We start from the raw sequence: 18,577 nt of genomic DNA, 5'->3' as shown, positions 1-18,577 counted from the left end.
GGAACCCCATGTCCAACCTGATCCTGCACCACTACGCCGGCTCGCCGTTTTCCGAGAAGATGCGCCTGATCCTCGGCTTCAAGGGCCTGGCGTGGCATTCGGTGATCGTGCCGAACATGCTGCCCAAGCCCGACGTGCAGGCGCTGACCGGCGGCTACCGGCGCACGCCGTTCATGCAGATCGGCGCCGACATCTATTGCGACACCGCGCTGATGTGCCGCGTGATCGACAGGCTCCGGCCCGAGCCGCCGCTGTACCCGATGGCGACGACCGGGATCGCCGACATCATTGCGCAGTGGGCCGACACCACGCTGTTCTGGACCGCAGTGCCGTTCACGCTGCAGCCCGCCGGCGCGATGCACGTGATGCAGGGCGCGACCCCCGAGACGCTGAAGGCCTTCGGGGCCGACCGCGCGGCGATGAACCCGAACATGAAGCGCGCCACGGTCGCCGATGGCGCGGCCGCGCTGCACACCTACCTCGCGCGGCTCGAACACCTGCTCGGCGACGGCCGCCCGTTCCTGCTCGGCGCGCTGGCGTCGATCGCCGACTTCTCGGCTGCGCAATCGATCTGGTTCATCCACCTCGCGCCGCCGATCGCGGCGCTGCTCGAGGCGTATCCGGAGGTCGAAACCTGGTACCGGCGCGTGAACGAGTTCGGCCACGGCAGCCTGACGAAGATGACCAGCGCCGAGGCGATCGCCGTGGCGGCGAAGGGCGAACATGCGCCGCTGTCGTTCGTCGCCGAGCCCGGCCTCGCGCTCGGCGACGAAGTGACCGTGACGCCGACCGACTACGCGCACGACCCCGTCGCCGGCACGCTCGCGGGCCTGGGTCCGCAAGAGGTCGTGATCGCACGCACCGACGCGCGCGCCGGCACGGTGCACGTGCACTTTCCGCGCATCGCTTTCCAGATCAGGAAGCCACAACCCCAGTGACCCGTTGAAAACGAGAGAGAGCATCGAATCATGAAGACCTTCAAGGGCCACACGGCCGTGATCACCGGCGCGGCGTCGGGCTTCGGCCTGGAGGCCTCGCGCATCGCCGCCGGTCTGGGCATGAACATCGTGATGGCCGACGTGCAGCAGGACGCGCTCGACGCCGCGTCCGCCGAAATCGGGGCGCTCGGCGCGCAGGTGCTGCCGTTCCGGCTCGACGTGTCGAAGGCCGCCGAAGTCGAGGCGCTCGGCGCCGCCACCTTCAAGCGCTTCGGCGCACCGCACTTCGTCTTCAACAACGCCGGCGTCGGTGCCGGCGGCCTGATCTGGGAGACGACGCTGAAAGACTGGGAATGGGTCGTCGGCGTGAACCTGATGGGCGTCGCGCACGGCATCCGCGTGTTCACGCCGATGATGCTCGAGGCGGCCGCGAAGGACCCGGGCTACGAAGGCCACATCACGAACACCGCGTCGATGGCCGGGCTGCTGAACGCGCCGAACATGGGCGTCTACAACGCGACCAAGAGCGCGGTCGTCGCGATGAGCGAGACCCTCTACCAGGACCTGAAGCTCGTCACCGATCAGATCAGCGCGTCGCTGCTGTGCCCGTTCTTCGTGCCCACCGGCATCACGCAGAGCCAGCGCAACCGCCCGGCCGAGATGCTCGATGCCGACCGCAAGCTGACGCGCAGTCAGCTGATCGGCCAGGCGATGAGCGACAAGGCCGTCAGCAGCGGCAAGGTCAGCGCGGCGCAGGTCGCGCAGTTCGTGTTCGACGCGATCGCCGAGCGCCGCTTCTATGTCTACAGCCACCCGAAGTCGCTCGCGAGCGTGCAGGTGCGGCTCGAAGACATCATGATCCCGCGCAACCCGACCGACCCGTTCGCGCACAAGCCGGAGCTCGGCGAGGCGCTGCGGGCGCAGCTGCGCGAGGTCGGCTGAGCGGCGCTGCCCTCGCGCTACTTCGGCACGGCGGCGGACGCCTGGACGGCGTCGCCGAGCACGACTTCCGAGATGCCGGTCAGGCCTTGCGTGATGTTGGCACGCGCCGCGCCTTCGACCGCAAGCTGCAGGCGCTTGACGCCGACGAACGCGTCGCTCATCGTCGCCGTGTGAGCGCCGCTGATCGCCTTGCGCCACATGACCTTCTTGTCGCTCGKGCGCACGAGCGACCAGGCGGTTTCGAGCGTCACGGTGAAGCTCGCGCCGAAGCTCGGCTTCTCGATCTGGGTCACGGCCACGCTGAGCTGGTATTGGCCGGGGCGGCCCTGGACCACCTCGTTGAACACCTTGGACTCGAGGATCGACTTCTCGATCGCGGCCTTCAGGTCGGCGTTGGCGATGGCCGAGCTCCCCATGGTGCTCGTCTCGGCACCGCCGCTCGTCGTCACGCTGACGCTGAACGGATGCTGCTTGACGATCTTGGCCGGCGCGCTGACAGCCATCGCCTGCTGGCTCGCCGGCGCGGCGCAGCCCGTCAGCGCGGCAACGGTGGCGGCCAGGCTCAGGCCGCAGAGGATTCGTGCGAAGCGGTTCATGGTTTGACTCCCTTGTAGATGTTGGTGGTGACCTCGTCGACCATCTCCTTGGGCGACTTGCGGGTCAGCGAGGTGTGAAACGAGTTGCCGGTAGCGAGCGGGAAGTCCGTCGCCGGGTCGCGCATCACGACCGTCAGTTCGAGCATGTACATCGTGATGTCCCACATCCACTTGTCGACATAGGTCACGACGGCGTCGACGCCTGCCACCTTCTCGGGGCCGGTGGTCGCGGTGATGCCGAGCTGGTTGAAGCGATCGGCGATGAGCTGATTGATGCCGCGCTCGTCTTCCTTCACCTTGACGACGTGGACGCGCTTCACGCTCGAGAGGTTGGCGGACGGATCGACCGTGGCGGTCGCGCGGTTGACTGCGCAGCCGGAAAGTATCAGCAGCGACAACGCCACGAGGTAGGTACTGAGTCGAGCGAACATCGGGAAGCCCTTGGTGATGGCCGGGATTGGCGACGGCGAATGTAAAGCAGCGTGCAGCCGCTGCGGTGCCCGCCGCTGGGCCGCGGCGCATGGTCCGCGGGCCGACGTGAAGTAGTTCCCGAACTCGCTGGCGAGCTCCTACAACGCGGCGCGACATTCGCCGACAGGCCGGCGCGTGCGGCGGCCGGAGACTCGGGCGGCATCCAGGCTTCGGAGAGCGCCGTGCCGAGAGCGTGCCAACTTGTCGTCGGCTGTATCGCCACATGGGTGTGTGCCTTCGCCACTGCCCAGCCGATGCCGCCGGCGCCAGCGGCAAGCGCCACGGCGCCTGACGAGGCCAAACCGACGCCGTCTGACTTTCGCCTGCCGGCGATCGAGATCGTCGGCTTCGAGTTGCTGGTGAACCGCGCGAATCGCGCGTTCGGCACCGGACGCGACGACTATCGGGTCACGCTCGACAGCATCCGGCGCAATCTGCGCAGCGGCTGGGGCACCGACCACGACCCGTTCGACATCAACCAGCTCGGCCATCCGCTGCAAGGCGCGATGTACCACGGCTTCGCGCGCTCGGCGGGTCTCGGCTACTGGCCGTCGCTCGGCATGACCTTCGCCGGCAGCGCCTTGTGGGAGATCGCCGGCGAACGCACCCGCCCGTCGCGCAACGACCAGGTCGCGAGCGGCATCGGCGGCACGTTCCTCGGCGAAGCGCTGTTTCGCATGTCGAACCTCGTGCTCGAGCGTGGCGGCGGCCTGCCGCGCTTCTGGCGCGAGGCGGCGGCCACCGCGATCGCGCCGTCGGCGGGGTTCAACCGGCTCGTCTTCGGCGAGCGCGGCGGCGGCGTGTTCTCGAGCCGCGACGCGGCGTATTTCAGCCGCCTCGAGTTCGGCTACAGCGGCAGCGCCTCGCACAGCCAGGGCACGTCGAACGCCGCGTTCAAGCGCAACGAGGCGCAGCTCGGCTTCGCGATCGACTACGGCATGCCCGGCAGCCCGGGCTACACCTACACGCGGCCTTTCGACTACTTCGCGTTCCAGGCGACGGTGTCGAGCGCGAACGGCATCGAGAACGTGCTGACGCGCGGGCTGCTGATCGGCCAGCCTTACGAGCTCGGCTCGAAGGGGCGGGGTGTCTGGGGCCTTTACGGCAGCTACGACTACATCGCGCCGCAGACCTTTCGGGTCTCGACCACCGCGCTGTCGGTCGGCTCGACCGTGCAATGGTGGCTCGGCGAATCGCTGGCGCTGCAGGGCAGCGCGCTCGTCGGCCTCGGCTATGCGGCCGTCGGCACCACGCGCGGCCGCGTCGACGATCGCGACTACAACTACGGCGTCGCGCCGCAGGCCTTGCTGGCGCTACGCCTGACCCACGGCGAGCGCGTGGCGCTCGACCTGACAGCGCGCGAGTACTTCGTCAGCAACATCGCATCGGGCACGAGCGGCGGGCACGACAACATCGTGCGCGCCGATCTGGCGCTGACCTGGCGGCTCAGCGGCCCGCATGCACTGACGCTCAAAGTGCTGGGGAACCGGCGCGACGCGCGCTTCGACGGGTCGGGCTCGCGCCAGCAGCAGGTGACGGTCGGTGTCTTCTACACGCTGCTCGGGCAGGATCGCTTCGGCGCCGTCGATTGGCGATAGCGCGCGCGGACCGTCGCGCTCAGCAACCGAGCTTGACGGCCTGCACCGGCCGGCCGGTCGCGTCGTCGACGATCACCAGGCTGATCTCGCGCGGATGGGCCGGGTCGGCGGCGAGCGAGGGCTCGAAGCGCAGCGTCGCGGCCGATCGATCGGCGGCGACCGGCCACGCGTCGACCGGCCGGTATTCGCGCACCACGTGGTCATGGTGCAGCATCGCGCCCTCGTTTTCGCCGGCCTTCACGGCGCTGAGGTGGTTCTGTTCGGTGACGGCCCAGTAGGCCGCGAGCCGCAGCGGCGGCGCGCTCGCGGCGGGCGTGATCGCCGCGCTGTAGCCGGCGCCGTCGCGCGTCAGCAGCACGTCCACCGGCGCGGGCCGGCGGCCGCTGGCGGCGATCGTGGCGCGCGGCCAATCGGGGCGATCGGCGCCGTCGACGAGCACCTGCGGCGTGTAGCTGAAGCGCGCGCCGCTGCTGCGCTGCAGCGCGGCCTGGCGCTGCGTGTAGAGGGGAGACGCGAAGCGATCCTTCCAGCCGAGGCGATCCCAGTAGTCGACATGGAACGCGAGCGCGACGACCGAGCTGTCGCCCGGCAGGCGCGACAGCCAGCGATCGGCCGGCGGGCACGAGCTGCAGCCTTCGGAGGTGTAGAGCTCGACGACCGGCGGCGCGACACCGGCACTGCGCGCGCTGCAGCTCGGCGCGGCGAGGGCCGGCTGCGACAGCGCCGCGGCCGAGAGCGCGAGCGGCCATCCCATGCGCTGCAACGAGTTCATCGTGGACTCCTGGTTCGGGGTTGAGCGCCTGGGTCGCGTCGGGCGCAGGCTTCTTACATCGCCACCGGCTGTGCCACACTGCGCGCCCTTTGCATCTGCAGGCCGACGCCATCATGACCGCCTCTTCCGCCCATGCCCAAGCGCGCGTCGTCGCCGTCATCGGCGGCGGCCCCGCGGGCCTGATGGCGGCCGAGGTGCTGGCTGCGGGCGGTGCACGCGTCGCGGTCTTCGATGCGATGCCGTCGGTCGGGCGCAAGTTCCTGCTCGCCGGCAAGGGCGGGCTGAACCTGACGCACAGCGAGCCGCTCGAATCGTTTCTCGATCGTTTCGGCGCGCGGCGGCCGGCGTTCGAGCCGATGCTGCGCGCGTTCGGCCCGGCCGAGTTGCGCGCCTGGGCGCAACGACTTGGCGTCACGACCTTCGTCGGCAGCTCGGGCCGCGTCTTCCCGACCGACCTGAAGGCGGCACCGCTGCTGCGCGCCTGGCTGCACCGGCTGCGCGCGGCGGGCGTCACGTTCCACATGCGGCATCGCTGGTGCGGCTGGGGCGATGACGCGGCGCGGGAAGCGCCGATGCGCTTCGACACGCCGCACGGCGAGATCGAGTTCGCGGCCGACGCGGTCGTGCTCGCGCTCGGTGGCGCGAGCTGGGCGCGGCTCGGCTCGGACGGCGCGTGGTGGCCGCTGCTGGCCGCGCGCGGCGTCGATGTCGCGCCGCTGCGGCCGTCGAACTGCGGCTTCGAGGTGGCGCGCAGCGGTGCGAACGATGCGCTGCTGCCCGGCTGGAGCGAGTTCTTCCGCGGCCGGTTTGCGGGCCAGCCGATGAAGAACGTCGCGCTGTCGGTGGCCGGCGCCGACGGCGTGCGGTTCCAGCAGGCCGGCGAGTTCGTCGTCACCGAAACGGGGGTCGAGGGCAGCCTCGTCTATGCCGCGTCCGCCTTCGCGCGCGCGCTGATCGAACGCGAGGGCCGCGCGCTGGTCCACATCGATCTGCTGCCCGGACGCAACGCGGATTTCGTGCAGGCCGAGACCGCCCGGCCGCGTGGCTCGCGCTCGCTGTCGACGCACCTGAAGAGCCGGCTCGGCATCGACGGCGTGAAGGCCGCGCTGCTGCACGAGCTGCTGCCGCGCGACAGACTCGCCGACCCGGCACAGCTCGCGAGCGCGCTGAAGGCGCTGCCGCTGACACTGGTCGCGACGCGGCCGATCGACGAGGCGATCAGCAGCGCCGGCGGCGTGCGCTTCGAAGCGCTGACCGGCGAGTTGATGCTGCGCGCGTTGCCCGGCGTGTTCTGCGCCGGCGAGATGCTGGACTGGGAAGCCCCGACCGGCGGCTACCTGCTCAGCGCCTCGTTCGCCACCGGCGCCGCGGCGGCGCGCGGCGTGCTGCGCCGGCTCGCGGCGCGCTGATCTGCCGGAACTCTCCTACACCCGCATCGGTCGATGCGGTCGTTGGCGGGCCGCGATGTCCGACGGTCGCGTGCGGGCCGGGGTTCTAGAGTGAATGCACGTCGGGACCTTCCGGCGAAAGGACATCCGTGATGAACACTTCGATACAGCCACGAACCCCGAGCTTGCGCGCGACGCTGCTCGGCGCGCTGCTCGCGCTGGCGGGCATGCCGGCGCTGGCTGCGCTGGACCGCAGCAGTGCCGAAATCCAGGCGCGCTACGAACAGGAGCGCGCCGACTGCATGAGCGGTCGCACCACCAACCTGGATCGCGCGACCTGCCTGCGCGAGGCGGCGGCCGCGCGCGATGAAGCGCGCCGCCAGCGCCTGGACTCCGGCAACGCCAACTACCAGCGCAACGCGACACAGCGTTGCGCCGCCTTGCGCGGCGAAGAGGCACGCGACTGCGAGTTGCGCATGCGCGGCGCCGGCACGGTCAGTGGCAGCGTCGGCGGCGGTGGCGTCCTGCGCGAGCTGCACACGATCGAGGTCGGCCCGGTCATCGAGGTGCCGGTATCGCCGGCGCCGCCAAAGCCGCTGGAACCCCCGCCGGCGCAGTGACGGCATCGCGGCGAGGCAGCGCAGGGCCTGTGGCACACTGCGCCGCTTCGATTGGCTGATGCTGCCGCCGCGGTCGTGAAGGACCGCGGCGCTTCCCCTTTGACTTGAACAAAATTCTTCTGCAGTTGGCCGCCGAGCTGAAGGTTCGGCCGGCCCAGATTCACGCGGCCGTCGAGTTGCTCGACGGTGGCGCCACCGTCCCGTTCATCGCGCGCTACCGCAAGGAAGCGACCGACAACCTCGACGACATCCAGCTGCGCGAGCTCGAGGCGCGCCTGTCGTACCTGCGCGAGCTCGAGGAGCGGCGCACCGCGGTGCTGAAGAGCATCGAAGAGCAGGGCAAGCTGACCCCGGCGTTGCGCGCCGCGATCGACGCCGCGCCGACCAAGCAGGAACTCGAAGACCTGTACCTGCCGTACAAGCAAAAGCGCCGCACGAAGGCGATGATCGCGCGCGAGGCCGGCATCGAGCCGCTGGCCGACAAGCTGTTCGCCGATCCGACCTTGACACCCCTCGACGAGGCCGCTGCCTTCGTCAATGCCGATGCCGGCTTTGCCGACGCCCATGCGGTGCTCGACGGCGTGCGCGACATCCTCGCCGAACGCTGGGCCGAAGACGCCGCGCTGGTGCGCAAGCTGCGTGACTGGCTGTGGGGCGAGGCGCTGTTCCAGAGCAAGCTGATGGACGGCAAGGACGGCACGCAGCCCGAGGCTGCGAAGTTCCGCGACTACTTCGACTACGCCGAGCCGATCGCGCGTGTGCCGTCGCACCGCGCGCTCGCGGTGTTCCGCGGGCGCACGCTGGAGCTGCTCGACGCGAAGCTCGTCACCGATGAGGAGGTCGTTCCCGGAAAGCCCGTGCTCGCGGAGGGCCACATCGCGGTGCATCTGCAATGGAGCCACTCGAAGCGCCCGGCCGACGACCTGATCCGCAAGGCGATCGCGTGGACCTGGAAGGTCAAGCTCAGCCTGAGCCTGGAGCGCGATCTGTTCGCGCGCCTGCGCGAAGCTGCGGAAGGCGTCGCGATCAAGGTCTTTGCCGAGAACCTGCGCGACCTGCTGCTCGCCGCGCCGGCCGGCCCGCGCGTCGTGATGGGGCTGGACCCGGGCATCCGCACCGGCTGCAAGGTCGCGGTCGTCGACGCGACCGGCAAGGTGCTCGGCACCGACACCGTCTACCCGCACGAGCCGCGCCGCGACTGGGAAGGCTCGCTGCATGCGCTCGCGAAGCTTTGTGCGACGCACGGCGTGAACCTGATCGCGATCGGCAACGGCACCGCGAGCCGCGAGACCGACAAGCTCGCGGGGGACCTGATCCAGCGCCTCCAGCCGCTGTTGCTAGAGCGTGCACCCGACGCGAAGCTCGAGAAGGTCGTCGTCAGCGAAGCCGGTGCATCGGTCTACTCGGCGAGCGAGTACGCGAGCAAGGAACTGCCCGATCTCGACGTGAGCCTGCGCGGCGCCGTCAGCATCGCGCGGCGCCTGCAGGACCCGCTCGCCGAGCTCGTCAAGATCGACCCGAAGAGCATCGGCGTCGGCCAGTACCAGCACGACGTGAACCAGAGCGAGCTGATGAAGAGCCTGGGCACGGTGATCGAGGACTGCGTCAATTCGGTCGGCGTCGACCTGAACACCGCGTCGACGCCGCTGCTCGCGCGGGTCTCGGGTCTGAGCAGCGCCGTCGCGGCGAGCATCGTGCGCTGGCGCGACGCGAACGGCGCGTTCCGCAGCCGCCAGCAGCTTCTCGATGTCAGCGGGCTCGGCGCGAAGACCTTCGAGCAGAGCGCGGGTTTTCTGCGCATCCGCGGCGGCGACAACCCGCTCGACGAATCGGGCGTGCATCCTGAAACCTATCCGCTGGTCGAGCGCCTGCTCGCGGCCGTGAACAAGCCGGCCGCCGAGGTGATGGGCCGCAGCGACGTGATCCGCGCGCTGCTGACGCAACACCGGCCCGAGGCCTTCGCGGACGAGCGTTTCGGCGCGATCACCGTGAAGGACGTGCTCGCCGAACTCGAGAAGCCGGGCCGCGACCCGCGTCCGGACTTCAAGGTCGCGCGCCTCGCCGACGGCATCGAGGACATCAAGGACCTGGCCGCCGGCATGACGCTCGAAGGCACGATCAGCAACGTTGCGCAGTTCGGCGCGTTCGTCGACCTGGGCGTGCACCAGGACGGGCTGATCCACGTCAGCCAGCTCGCGAACAAGTTCGTCGCCGACGCGCGAGAGGTCGTCAAGACCGGCGACATCGTCAAGGTCAAGGTGCTCGAGGTCGACCTCGCGCGCAAGCGCATCTCGCTGACGATGAAGCTCGATGCGAAGCCGGCGCAGGCCGGCGAGCGCGGCGCCAACGCGTACCGCGCGCCGGCGCGCGGTGAGCGTGTCGCAGCACCGAATCGCGGCGTAGCACCGGCGGCCGGCGGCTCGGCGATGGCCGACGCGTTCGCGCGCCTGCAGACCAAGCGCTGAACGGCGCGCGCGACGCCGGCGCCGCGCCGCTTACATTGCGAAGCATGAAAGCCCTGCGTGTCCACGCCGGTCCGCGTGCGTTGCAGGCCTTGCGCGAGCATGGCCTGCAGGCACGGCACGTGCGCGCGATCCCGGCCGCCGCGGGCGGTCCGAAGGGGCTGGTGCTGAACCCGCTCGACCAGTACCTGTTCGGCGAGTGGCTGGCGCCGGCGACGCAGCCGATCCACCTGCTCGGCGCATCGATCGGTGCCTGGCGCATGGCCGCGGCCTGTCTGAACGACCCGGCGAACGCGCTCGCGCAGATGGGGCACGACTACATCCACCAACGCTACGAGCACCTGCCCGGCAGGCTGCCGGTGTCGCACCACGTCAGCGAGGTGTTCGGCGCGAACCTGAGCGCGCGCTTCGGACAGCGCACCGGCGAACTGCTCGGCAACCCGCGTTTCCGGCTGCATGTGTTCACGAGCCGCGGCCGGCATCTGCTGCGCCGCCACGGGCGCACGCTCTCGTCGATCAGCACGCCGCTCAGCCATTTCGGCGCCTTCGCGACGAATGCGTTCAGCCGCCGCGCGATGGGCGGCTGGTGGGAGCGCGTGGTCTTCTCCGACCCGCGCGAGCCGCTGCCGATCCACCTGCAGGACTACCGCACGCACAGCGCGCGCCTGGCCGCCGACAACCTGCCGCAAAGCCTGCTCGCGAGCTGCTCGATCCCGTACTGGCTCGACCCGGTGCACGACATCCCGGGTGCGCCGCTCGGCGCCTACTGGGACGGCGGCATCACCGACTACCACCTGCACCTGAACTACGCGTCGATGCTCGATGCGCCGGACGGTGCGCCGGCGCTGGTGCTGTACCCGCATTTCCAGAGCAGCGTGATCCCCGGTTGGCTCGACAAGTACCTGAGGCATCGCCATCGAGCGACCGCGCAGCTGTCCAACGTGATCGTGCTGTCGCCGAGCCCCGAATGGATCGCGACGCTGCCGAACGGCAAGCTGCCCGATCGGGCCGACTTCAAGCGCTTCGGCGAGGACACGCCCGGCCGCGTCAAGGCGTGGACGCGCGCGGTGCAGGAAAGCGCGCGCCTGCGCGACGAGTTCGCTGCCTGGGCGGCCGGCGGCGCGGGTCTTGCTGTGCAGCCCCTGGTCTGAAGGAAAACCGCATGAACCTGCCGAAACACGAACTGACGATGACCGTGCTGATGACGCCCGACATGGCGAACTTCAGCGGCAATGTGCACGGCGGCACCGTGCTGAAGCTGCTCGACCAGGTCGCGTACGCCTGTGCGAGCCGCTACGCGGGCCGCTACGTCGTGACCTTGTCGGTCGACCAGGTGACGTTTCGCGAGCCGATCCATGTCGGCGAGCTCGTGACCTTTCTCGCGAGCGTGAACTTCACCGGGACGACCTCGATGGAGATCGGCATCAAGGTCGTCACCGAGAACATCGTGACGCAGTCGCTGCGGCATGCGAACAGCTGCTTCTTCACGATGGTCGCGATGGACGAGCACCGCAAGCCGGCCGCGGTGCCGCCGCTCGAATTGCTGACCGACGACCAGCGCCGACGCGACGCCGCCGCCCGCATGCGGCGCGAGCTGCGGCAGGAGTTTGCGCAGCGCATGAAGGGCGCCGCGGCGCGGGGCTGACGCGACGGGAGCACGTCGCAGCTAGAATTCAGGCCTCAGCAACGACAAGGGCGAGAAAGGCAATGATGGTTATGACACCGCGAACTACCACCTTCGTCCAGAAGGTCTAGTCGACCGCGCGTCTCGACCTGCCCATCCATTCCTCTTTCGTTCACACAAAGGCGCGGCTCGGTCCGCGCCTTTTTGCTTCTGGAGTTTCCCGATGATCTCGATTCAATTGCCCGACGGTTCGAAGCGCGAATACCCCGGCCCGGTGACCGTCGCCGAAGTCGCCGCGTCGATCGGCGCCGGCCTGGCGAAGGCGGCGCTGGCCGGCCGCGTCGGGCAGGGCGAACTGGCCCGGGTCGTCGACACCGCGTACCGCATCGAAGCCGACACGACACTGGCGATCATCACCGAGAAGGATCCGGCTGGCCTCGACGTGATCCGCCATTCGACGGCGCATCTGCTCGCCTACGCGGTGAAGGAGCTGTTCCCCGACGCGCAGGTCACGATCGGCCCGGTGATCGACAACGGCTTCTTCTACGACTTCTCGTACAAGCGCCCGTTCACGCCCGAAGACCTGGTCGCGATCGAAGCCAAGATGATCGAGCTCGCCAAGAAAGACGAGAAGGTCGAGCGCCGCGTGCTGCCGCGCGACGAGGCGGTTGCGTACTTCAAGGGGCTGGGCGAGCACTACAAGGCCGAGATCATCGCGGGCATCCCGGCCGGCGAAGACGTCTCGCTGTACCGCGAGGGCGCGTTCGAGGATCTGTGCCGCGGCCCCCACGTGCCGAGCACCGGCAAGCTGAAGCACTTCAAGCTGATGAAGGTCGCCGGCGCCTACTGGCGTGGCGATCACCGCAACGAGATGCTGCAGCGCATCTACGGCACCGCCTGGGCCACGAAGGAGGAGCTGCAGCAGTACCTGCACATGCTCGATGAGGCCGAGAAGCGTGACCACCGCAAGCTGGGCCGCGAGCTCGACCTGTTCCACCTCGACGAGCATGCGCCGGGCCTGGTCTTCTGGCACCCGAAGGGCTGGGCGCTGTGGCAGCAGGTCGAGCAGTACATGCGGCAGGTCTACCGCGACTGCGGCTACGAGGAAGTGAAGGGTCCGCAGATCCTCGACAAGGGCCTGTGGGAGAAGACCGGGCACTGGGACAACTACCGCGACAACATGTTCACGACCGAATCGGAGAAGCGCGAGTACGCGCTGAAGCCGATGAACTGCCCGGGCCACGTGTTGATCTTCAAGTCGCAGATGCGCAGCTACCGCGAGCTGCCGATCCGCTACGGCGAGTTCGGCCAATGCCACCGCAACGAGCCGAGCGGCTCGATGCACGGGATCATGCGGGTGCGCGGCTTCACGCAGGACGACGGCCACATCTTCTGCACCGAGGACCACATCCTCGAGGAGTGCGTCGCCTACACCACGCAGCTGCAGAAGGTCTACGCGGACTTCGGTTTCGGCGAGATCATCTACAAGGTCGCCACCCGGCCCGAGCACCGCATCGGCTCCGACGAGCTCTGGGACAAGGCCGAGTACGCGGTGATGGAGTCGCTGCGCCGCTCGGGCTGCGAATTCGCGATTGCGCCCGGGGACGGCGCGTTCTATGGCCCGAAGATCGAATACACGCTGAAAGACGCGCTCGGCCGCCAATGGCAGTGCGGCACGATGCAGGTCGACTTCAACATGGCCGAGCGCCTCGGCGGCGAATACGTGACCGAGACCAGCGGCCGCGCCCACCCGGTGATGCTGCACCGCGCGATCGTCGGCAGCTTCGAGCGCTTCATCGGCATGCTGATCGAACACCACGCCGGCGCGCTGCCGGCCTGGCTCGCGCCGGTGCAGGTCAGCGTCCTGAATATCACTGATGGCCAGAGTGACTATGCCCGCGAAGTGGTCAAAACGCTGCAAAAACAAGGACTTAGGGTGGTGTCCGATTTGCGCAACGAGAAAATAACCTATAAAATCCGCGAGCATTCCTTGCAAAAGGTCCCGTACATCCTCGTCGTTGGTGACAAGGAGAAGGCAAACGGGGCTGTTGCGGTGCGCGCCCGGGGCAACCAGGACCTCGGTGCGATGCCATTGGCCGACTTCGCACAGAAGATCGCCGCTGACATCGCCCACAAAGTGTGAAAGCACTGGCGCCGTCACTTCGGTGATGGTGTCGCCTGTTCAACGGTCGCGCGTTTGTTTTTGTCGGGCTCCGCTGCCTTGGGGTCTATCGAAGGGTTTTGACCATCGCTACTTTTGCTGACCGCCGTACTCCCAATGCCGAGCGCAAGCACCGCCTGAATCGGGAGATCATGGCACCTGAAGTCCGTTTGAACGGGCCGGAGAACGAGCCCCTGGGCATCGTGAGCATCACCGAGGCCTTGCGCCTTGCCGGTGAGGCCGACGTCGATCTCGTCGAGATCGTCGCGCAGGCCGACCCGCCGGTGTGCCGCTTGATGGACTACGGCAAGTTCAAGTACCAGGAGCAAAAGCGCGCGGCCGAAGCCAAGAGCAAGCAGAAGGTCATCGAAGTCAAGGAAGTGAAGTTCCGCCCGGGCACCGACGAAGGCGACTACGCGATCAAGATGCGCAACCTGCGCCGCTTCATCGAGGAAGACGGCGACAAGGGCAAGGTCACGCTGCGCTACCGCGGCCGCGAGATCACCCACCAGGACATCGGCATGCGGCTGCTCGAGCGCATCCGTGACGAGTTGGCCGATGTGTCGGTGGTCGAGCACATGCCCAAGCTCGAGGGCCGGCAGATGATCATGGTGCTGGCGCCCAAGCGCAAGCAGTAGGCAGGCAGCAGAGAAGTATCGAAGTTCAGCGCGCTGGTCTGGTCGCCAGCGCGTTGCCAGAAGCCCCTCATGGCTTACAAGACGGCAAGCGTTTTGCCGGCGCCATGCAGGAGCAATCAAGAAGGAGCATTCCATGCCCAAAATGAAGACCAAGAAAAGCGCCGCGAAGCGGTTTCGCGTTCGTCCGGGGGGCACCGTCAAGCGGGGCCAGGCGTTCAAGCGCCACATCCTGACCAAGAAGACCACGAAGAACAAGCGCCACCTGCGTGGCGCCGTCAACGTGCATGAGACCAACATGGGGCACATGAAGCAAATGCTGCCCTTCGCCGGCCTCTAACCGCTTCAAGGAAAGGACAAGACCATGCCTCGCGTCAAACGTGGTGTAACAGCCCGCGCACGTCACAAGAAAGTTCTCGCACTCGCCAAGGGTTACCGCGGCCGCCGCAAGAATGTATTCCGCATTGCCAAGCAAGCCGTCATGCGTGCCGGGCAATACGCGTACCGTGACCGCCGGACCAAGAAGCGCGTTTTCCGTCACCTGTGGATTGCCCGGATCAACGCCGGCAGCCGCAGTCACGGCGTCACCTACAGCAAGTTCATGGCCGGCTTGAAGAAGCTTTCGATCGAGATCGATCGCAAGGTTCTCTCCGACATGGCGATCCACGATCCGGCAGCGTTTGCCAGCATCGTCGAGAAGGTGAAGGCCCAGCTCATCTGATGTCGCAGCGGCGCAGCGCTCGCGCGCTGTGCCACGCGGCAGCCCGGTCGGCGGCAACGCCGACCGGGCGAGCTCCTCAAAGGCCGACCTCGTGTGCGGCCTTTCTTATTTGTGCAGTAGCAGCCCTGAATCGATGAACGACCTCAGCCCCCTGGTGCAAGAAGCGCGCGACGATTTCGAGCGCGCCGCGGCGCCCGCCGATCTCGAGAACGCCAAGGCGCGCTACCTCGGCAAGACCGGCCGCATCACCGAGCAGCTGAAGGCGCTCGGGGCGCTCACGCCCGAAGACAAGAAGGCGCGCGGCGCGCTGATCAACGCCGCGAAGACGCAGATCGAGGCCGCGCTGAACGCGCGCCGCGATGCGCTGGCCGAAGGCGAACTGCAGCTCCAGCTGAAGGGCGAAGCGCTCGACGTCAGCCTGCCCGGCCGCAAGCGCGGCAGCGGCGGCGGGCTGCACCCGATCTCGCGCGCGCGCGAGCGCATCGAGGCGATCTTCGGCTCGATGGGCTTCGACGTTGCCGACGGCCCCGAGATCGAGACCGACTGGTTCAGCTTCACGGCGCTGAACAACCCCGAGAACCATCCCGCGCGCTCGATGCAGGACACGTTCTATGTCGACATCAAGGACGCGACCGGCGCGTACCTGAACCTGCGCCCGCACACCTCGCCGATGCAGGTGCGCTACGCGCAGGCGCACGCGGCGAAGCACGCCGGCGCCGCCGTGATGCCCGACATCCGCGTGATCGCGCCGGGCCGCACCTACCGTGTCGACAGCGATGCGACGCACTCGCCGATGTTCCACCAGGTCGAGGGCCTGTGGCTGGGCGAAAACGTCAGCTTCAAGGACCTGAAGGTGATGTACCTCGAGTTCATCCAGGCCTTCTTCGAGACCACCGAGCTGAAGCTGCGCTTCCGGCCGAGCTACTTCCCGTTCACCGAGCCGAGCGCCGAGATCGACATCATGTTCGAGCGCGGCCCGCTCGAAGGAAAGTGGCTCGAGATCTCCGGTTCCGGCCAGGTCCATCCGAACGTCGTGCGCAACATGGGTCTCGATCCCGAGCGCGTGATCGGCTTCGCTTTCGGCTCCGGCATCGACCGGCTCGCGATGCTGCGCTACGGCATCGGCGATCTGCGCCTGCTGTTCGAGAACGACCTGCGCTTCCTGGCTCAGTTCAACTGACTTCCTGACGAGTCGACAACGACATGCAATTCCCCGAGTCCTGGCTGCGCGAGTTCTGCAATCCACCGATTTCCAGCGAGACCTTGGCCAACACGCTGACGATGGCCGGCATGGAGGTCGAAGAGGCGCGGCCGGCGGCGCCGCCGTTTTACGGTGTCGTGGTCGGCGAGGTGCTGTCGGTCGAACGCCATCCGAATGCGGATCGGCTCAACGTCTGCCGCGTCGATGCCGGCACCGGCGCGCTGCTGAGCATCGTCTGCGGCGCGCCGAACGTGCGCGTAGGCATCAAGGTGCCGTGTGCGTTGGTCGGCGCCGAATTGCCGCCGGCGGAAGAGGGTGGCAAGCCCTTCGCGATCAAGCTCGGGCAGCTGCGCGGCGTCGAGAGCGAGGGCATGCTGTGCTCGGCACGCGAGCTGAAGCTGTCGGAAGACCACGGCGGCCTGCTGATCCTCGATGACGCCGCGGTCGTCGGGCAGGACATCCGCGCCCATCTGCAGCTCGACGACACGCTGCTGACGCTCAAGCTGACGCCGAACCTCGCCCACTGCCTGAGCGTCTATGGCGTCGCGCGCGAGCTCTCGGCGTTGACCGGTGCGCCGCTGAAGCAGCCTGAGTTCGCGCCGGCCGAGGTGAGCTTTCCCGACAAGCTGCCGGTCAAGGTCGAAGCGCCCGACCTGTGCGGCCGCTTCTCGGGCCGCATCGTGCGCAACGTCGACACGAAGGCGCAGACGCCGGCGTGGATGGTCGACCGCCTCGCGCGCTGCGGCCAGCGTTCGGTGAGCGCGCTGGTGGACATCTCGAACTACGTGATGTTCGAGTACGGCCGCCCTTCGCACATCTTCGACCTCGACAAGATTCACGATGGCCTTGTCGTGCGCTGGGGCCGCGCCGGCGAGGCGCTGAAGCTGCTGAACGGGACGACCATCGAGGTCGACGGACAAGTCGGCGTGATCGCCGATGTCGACGACGGCCGCGAGACGGTCGAGTCGCTCGCCGGCATCATGGGCGGCGACGCCACCGCGGTGTCGGACGACACGAAGCACGTCTACGTCGAAGCGGCGTTCTGGTGGCCCGAATCCGTGATGGGCCGCTCGCGCCGCTTCAACTTCTCGACCGATGCGGGGCACCGCTTCGAGCGCGGCGTCGACCCGGCGCTGACCGTCGAGCACATCGAGCGCATCACGCAGCTGATCGTCGAGATCTGCGGCACGGCCGAGACCGGCTGCGGCGCGATGGACGACCAGGTGCTGAGCTTGCCGCCGCGCCGCGCGGTCGGCTTGCGCGTCGAGCGCGCCGCGAAGGTCATCGGCATGCCGGTCACGCAGGCGCAGTGCGAGGGCGTGATGCAGCGCCTGGGCCTGCAGTTCAGCAGCGCGCCGGGCGTGCTGACGGTCACGCCGCCGAGCTGGCGCTTCGACCTGCAGATCGAGGAAGACCTGATCGAAGAGGTGATCCGCATCATCGGCTACGAGAGCCTGCCGGTCACGCCGCCAGTGGCCGCGCTGGTGCCGCGCGTGCGCAGCGAAGCGCAGCGCGGCCTCGACACCTTGCGCCACCAGATGGCCGCGCTCGACTACCAGGAGACGATCAACTTCAGCTTCGTCGACGCACGCTTCGAGCACGAGCTCGCCGGCAACCTCGACCCGATCAAGCTCGTCAACCCGATGGCCAGCCACATGGCCGTGATGCGCTCGAGCCTGCTCGGCAGCCTGATCGGCGTGCTGCGGCTGAACCTGTCGCGCAAGGCGACGCGGGTCCGCGTGTTCGAAGCCGGGTGCGTGTTCAAGCGCGATGCGCGCGTGGTCGACGGCAACGTCAGCGTCGCCGGTGTCGCGCAGCCGATGCGGCTGGCCGGGCTGGCCTATGGCGGCGCCGAGACCTTGCAGTGGGGCGCGAAGGATCGCAACGTCGACTACTTCGATATCAAGGGCGACATCGAAGCGCTGCTCGCGCCGCGTGCCGCGCGCTTCGTCGCCGCCGAGCACCCGGCGCTGCATCCGGGGCGCTGCGCGCGCATCGAGCTCGACGGTGTCGCGGTCGGCTTCGTCGGCGAGCTGCACCCGAAGTGGCGCCAGGCGCACGAGCTGCCGTCCGCGCCGATGCTGTTCGAGCTCGACATGGCCGCACTGACGCCGCGCGCGCTGCCGGTCTACACGCCGGTGCAGCGCCAGCAGTCGGTCTGGCGCGACCTGTCGGTGATCGCCGGCGATGCCGTGACGCACGATGCGCTGATGCAGACGATTGGCGGCGCCAAGCACGCCGGCCTTGTCAAGAGCGCGCGCCTGTTCGACATCTACCGCCCGTTGGCGCCCAGCGGCGAGATGCGGGCGGGCGAGCGCAGCCTGAGCATCCGCCTCGAGCTGCTCGACGACGACCTGACGCTGACCGACGAGCGCATCGAAGCCGCCGTTGCCGACGTGCTCGCCGCGCTCGGTGAGCGCCTCGGCGTTCGGTTGCGGGCATGAGGGC

At 68.4% G+C, this 18,577-nt stretch carries 17 protein-coding genes; 14 read left to right on the top strand and 3 right to left on the bottom strand.

What is annotated here, in order from left to right; translation table 11 throughout:
* Positions 1-8 precede the first annotated feature (8 nt).
* Positions 9-938 (top strand): glutathione S-transferase family protein, encoded by a 930-nt coding sequence (locus AC1DTW_RS13270; RefSeq protein ID WP_477981608.1) that lies wholly within the window; start codon positions 9-11, stop codon positions 936-938.
* A 30-nt stretch (positions 939-968) separates the two neighbouring features.
* The gene (locus AC1DTW_RS13265) at positions 969-1,880 is read left to right on the top strand and encodes an SDR family oxidoreductase (RefSeq protein ID WP_477981607.1); all 912 of its coding nucleotides are present in this window, start codon (positions 969-971) and stop codon (positions 1,878-1,880) included.
* Positions 1,881-1,897: 17 nt separating this feature from the next.
* Here AC1DTW_RS13265 and AC1DTW_RS13260 read toward each other — a convergent pair whose 3' ends face one another.
* Both AC1DTW_RS13260 and AC1DTW_RS13255 read right to left on the bottom strand, forming a co-directional pair.
* The gene (locus tag AC1DTW_RS13260; RefSeq protein WP_477981606.1) at positions 1,898-2,476 is read right to left on the bottom strand and encodes a hypothetical protein; all 579 of its coding nucleotides are present in this window, start codon (positions 2,474-2,476) and stop codon (positions 1,898-1,900) included.
* Positions 2,473-2,907, bottom strand: a complete 435-nt coding sequence (locus AC1DTW_RS13255; protein WP_477981604.1) for a hypothetical protein — start codon at positions 2,905-2,907, stop codon at positions 2,473-2,475. Before AC1DTW_RS13255 ends, AC1DTW_RS13260 begins: the two co-directional genes overlap by 4 nt.
* Before the next feature lie 294 nt (positions 2,908-3,201).
* Here AC1DTW_RS13255 and AC1DTW_RS13250 point away from each other — a divergent pair, with 294 nt between their 5' ends.
* Complete coding sequence (locus AC1DTW_RS13250; protein WP_477981603.1) at positions 3,202-4,545, top strand: DUF3943 domain-containing protein; 1,344 nt, start codon at positions 3,202-3,204, stop codon at positions 4,543-4,545.
* A 19-nt stretch (positions 4,546-4,564) separates the two neighbouring features.
* Here the strand turns inward: AC1DTW_RS13250 and AC1DTW_RS13245 are convergent, their stop codons facing one another.
* Positions 4,565-5,317, bottom strand: a complete 753-nt coding sequence (locus AC1DTW_RS13245) for a DUF1223 domain-containing protein (protein ID WP_477981602.1) — start codon at positions 5,315-5,317, stop codon at positions 4,565-4,567.
* Positions 5,318-5,430: 113 nt separating this feature from the next.
* Between AC1DTW_RS13245 and AC1DTW_RS13240 the strand changes: the two genes are divergently transcribed.
* From AC1DTW_RS13240 to pheT, 11 genes are all read left to right on the top strand, one after another.
* Positions 5,431-6,726 (top strand): BaiN/RdsA family NAD(P)/FAD-dependent oxidoreductase, encoded by a 1,296-nt coding sequence (locus AC1DTW_RS13240; protein ID WP_477981601.1) that lies wholly within the window; start codon positions 5,431-5,433, stop codon positions 6,724-6,726.
* 131 nt (positions 6,727-6,857) lie between these two features.
* Positions 6,858-7,325: a hypothetical protein gene (locus AC1DTW_RS13235; RefSeq protein ID WP_477981600.1), complete on the top strand. Its 468-nt coding sequence runs from the start codon at positions 6,858-6,860 to the stop codon at positions 7,323-7,325.
* A gap of 104 nt (positions 7,326-7,429) precedes the next feature.
* Complete coding sequence (locus AC1DTW_RS13230; protein ID WP_477981599.1) at positions 7,430-9,790, top strand: Tex family protein; 2,361 nt, start codon at positions 7,430-7,432, stop codon at positions 9,788-9,790.
* A gap of 44 nt (positions 9,791-9,834) precedes the next feature.
* Positions 9,835-10,938 (top strand): patatin-like phospholipase family protein, encoded by a 1,104-nt coding sequence (locus AC1DTW_RS13225; RefSeq protein WP_477981598.1) that lies wholly within the window; start codon positions 9,835-9,837, stop codon positions 10,936-10,938.
* 11 nt (positions 10,939-10,949) lie between these two features.
* Entirely contained in the window at positions 10,950-11,432 is a 483-nt protein-coding gene (locus tag AC1DTW_RS13220; protein ID WP_477981597.1) for an acyl-CoA thioesterase, read from the top strand.
* Positions 11,433-11,634: 202 nt separating this feature from the next.
* Positions 11,635-13,554 (top strand): threonine--tRNA ligase, encoded by a 1,920-nt coding sequence (gene thrS / locus AC1DTW_RS13215; RefSeq protein WP_477981596.1) that lies wholly within the window; start codon positions 11,635-11,637, stop codon positions 13,552-13,554.
* Positions 13,555-13,652: 98 nt separating this feature from the next.
* Positions 13,653-14,210 carry a translation initiation factor IF-3 gene (gene infC / locus AC1DTW_RS13210; RefSeq protein ID WP_477910432.1) on the top strand — a complete coding sequence of 186 codons (558 nt, stop codon included), beginning with the start codon at positions 13,653-13,655 and terminating at the stop codon, positions 14,208-14,210.
* A gap of 133 nt (positions 14,211-14,343) precedes the next feature.
* On the top strand, positions 14,344-14,547 hold the full coding sequence (gene rpmI / locus AC1DTW_RS13205) for a 50S ribosomal protein L35 (RefSeq protein WP_056655594.1): 204 nt from the start codon (positions 14,344-14,346) through the stop codon (positions 14,545-14,547).
* Between the two features lie 24 nt (positions 14,548-14,571).
* The gene (gene rplT, locus AC1DTW_RS13200) at positions 14,572-14,928 is read left to right on the top strand and encodes a 50S ribosomal protein L20 (RefSeq protein WP_477981595.1); all 357 of its coding nucleotides are present in this window, start codon (positions 14,572-14,574) and stop codon (positions 14,926-14,928) included.
* A 133-nt stretch (positions 14,929-15,061) separates the two neighbouring features.
* A complete protein-coding gene (gene pheS, locus AC1DTW_RS13195) occupies positions 15,062-16,108 on the top strand; it encodes a phenylalanine--tRNA ligase subunit alpha (RefSeq protein WP_477981594.1) in 1,047 nt (348 codons plus the stop codon).
* 23 nt (positions 16,109-16,131) lie between these two features.
* The gene (pheT, locus tag AC1DTW_RS13190) at positions 16,132-18,573 is read left to right on the top strand and encodes a phenylalanine--tRNA ligase subunit beta (protein WP_477981593.1); all 2,442 of its coding nucleotides are present in this window, start codon (positions 16,132-16,134) and stop codon (positions 18,571-18,573) included.
* Positions 18,574-18,577: the final 4 nt, after the last annotated feature.

The sequence above is a fragment of the Rhizobacter sp. P5_A1 genome (genome assembly GCF_056400745.1).
This window is presented reverse-complemented; position numbering and strand designations above follow the sequence as displayed.

What these genes read in the sequence shown, in the direction of transcription:
- AC1DTW_RS13270 (WP_477981608.1), top strand. Translation starts at nt 9, where the DNA reads ATGTCCAACCTGATCCTGCACCACTACGCCGGCTCGCCGTTTTCCGAG.
- AC1DTW_RS13265 (WP_477981607.1), top strand. Translation starts at nt 969, where the DNA reads ATGAAGACCTTCAAGGGCCACACGGCCGTGATCACCGGCGCGGCGTCG.
- AC1DTW_RS13255 (WP_477981604.1), bottom strand. Translation starts at nt 2,907, where the DNA reads ATGTTCGCTCGACTCAGTACCTACCTCGTGGCGTTGTCGCTGCTGATA.
- AC1DTW_RS13250 (WP_477981603.1), top strand. Translation starts at nt 3,202, where the DNA reads ATGCCGCCGGCGCCAGCGGCAAGCGCCACGGCGCCTGACGAGGCCAAA.
- AC1DTW_RS13245 (WP_477981602.1), bottom strand. Translation starts at nt 5,317, where the DNA reads ATGAACTCGTTGCAGCGCATGGGATGGCCGCTCGCGCTCTCGGCCGCG.
- AC1DTW_RS13240 (WP_477981601.1), top strand. Translation starts at nt 5,431, where the DNA reads ATGACCGCCTCTTCCGCCCATGCCCAAGCGCGCGTCGTCGCCGTCATC.
- AC1DTW_RS13235 (WP_477981600.1), top strand. Translation starts at nt 6,858, where the DNA reads ATGAACACTTCGATACAGCCACGAACCCCGAGCTTGCGCGCGACGCTG.
- AC1DTW_RS13225 (WP_477981598.1), top strand. Translation starts at nt 9,835, where the DNA reads ATGAAAGCCCTGCGTGTCCACGCCGGTCCGCGTGCGTTGCAGGCCTTG.
- AC1DTW_RS13220 (WP_477981597.1), top strand. Translation starts at nt 10,950, where the DNA reads ATGAACCTGCCGAAACACGAACTGACGATGACCGTGCTGATGACGCCC.
- thrS (WP_477981596.1), top strand. Translation starts at nt 11,635, where the DNA reads ATGATCTCGATTCAATTGCCCGACGGTTCGAAGCGCGAATACCCCGGC.
- rpmI (WP_056655594.1), top strand. Translation starts at nt 14,344, where the DNA reads ATGCCCAAAATGAAGACCAAGAAAAGCGCCGCGAAGCGGTTTCGCGTT.
- rplT (WP_477981595.1), top strand. Translation starts at nt 14,572, where the DNA reads ATGCCTCGCGTCAAACGTGGTGTAACAGCCCGCGCACGTCACAAGAAA.
- pheS (WP_477981594.1), top strand. Translation starts at nt 15,062, where the DNA reads ATGAACGACCTCAGCCCCCTGGTGCAAGAAGCGCGCGACGATTTCGAG.
- pheT (WP_477981593.1), top strand. Translation starts at nt 16,132, where the DNA reads ATGCAATTCCCCGAGTCCTGGCTGCGCGAGTTCTGCAATCCACCGATT.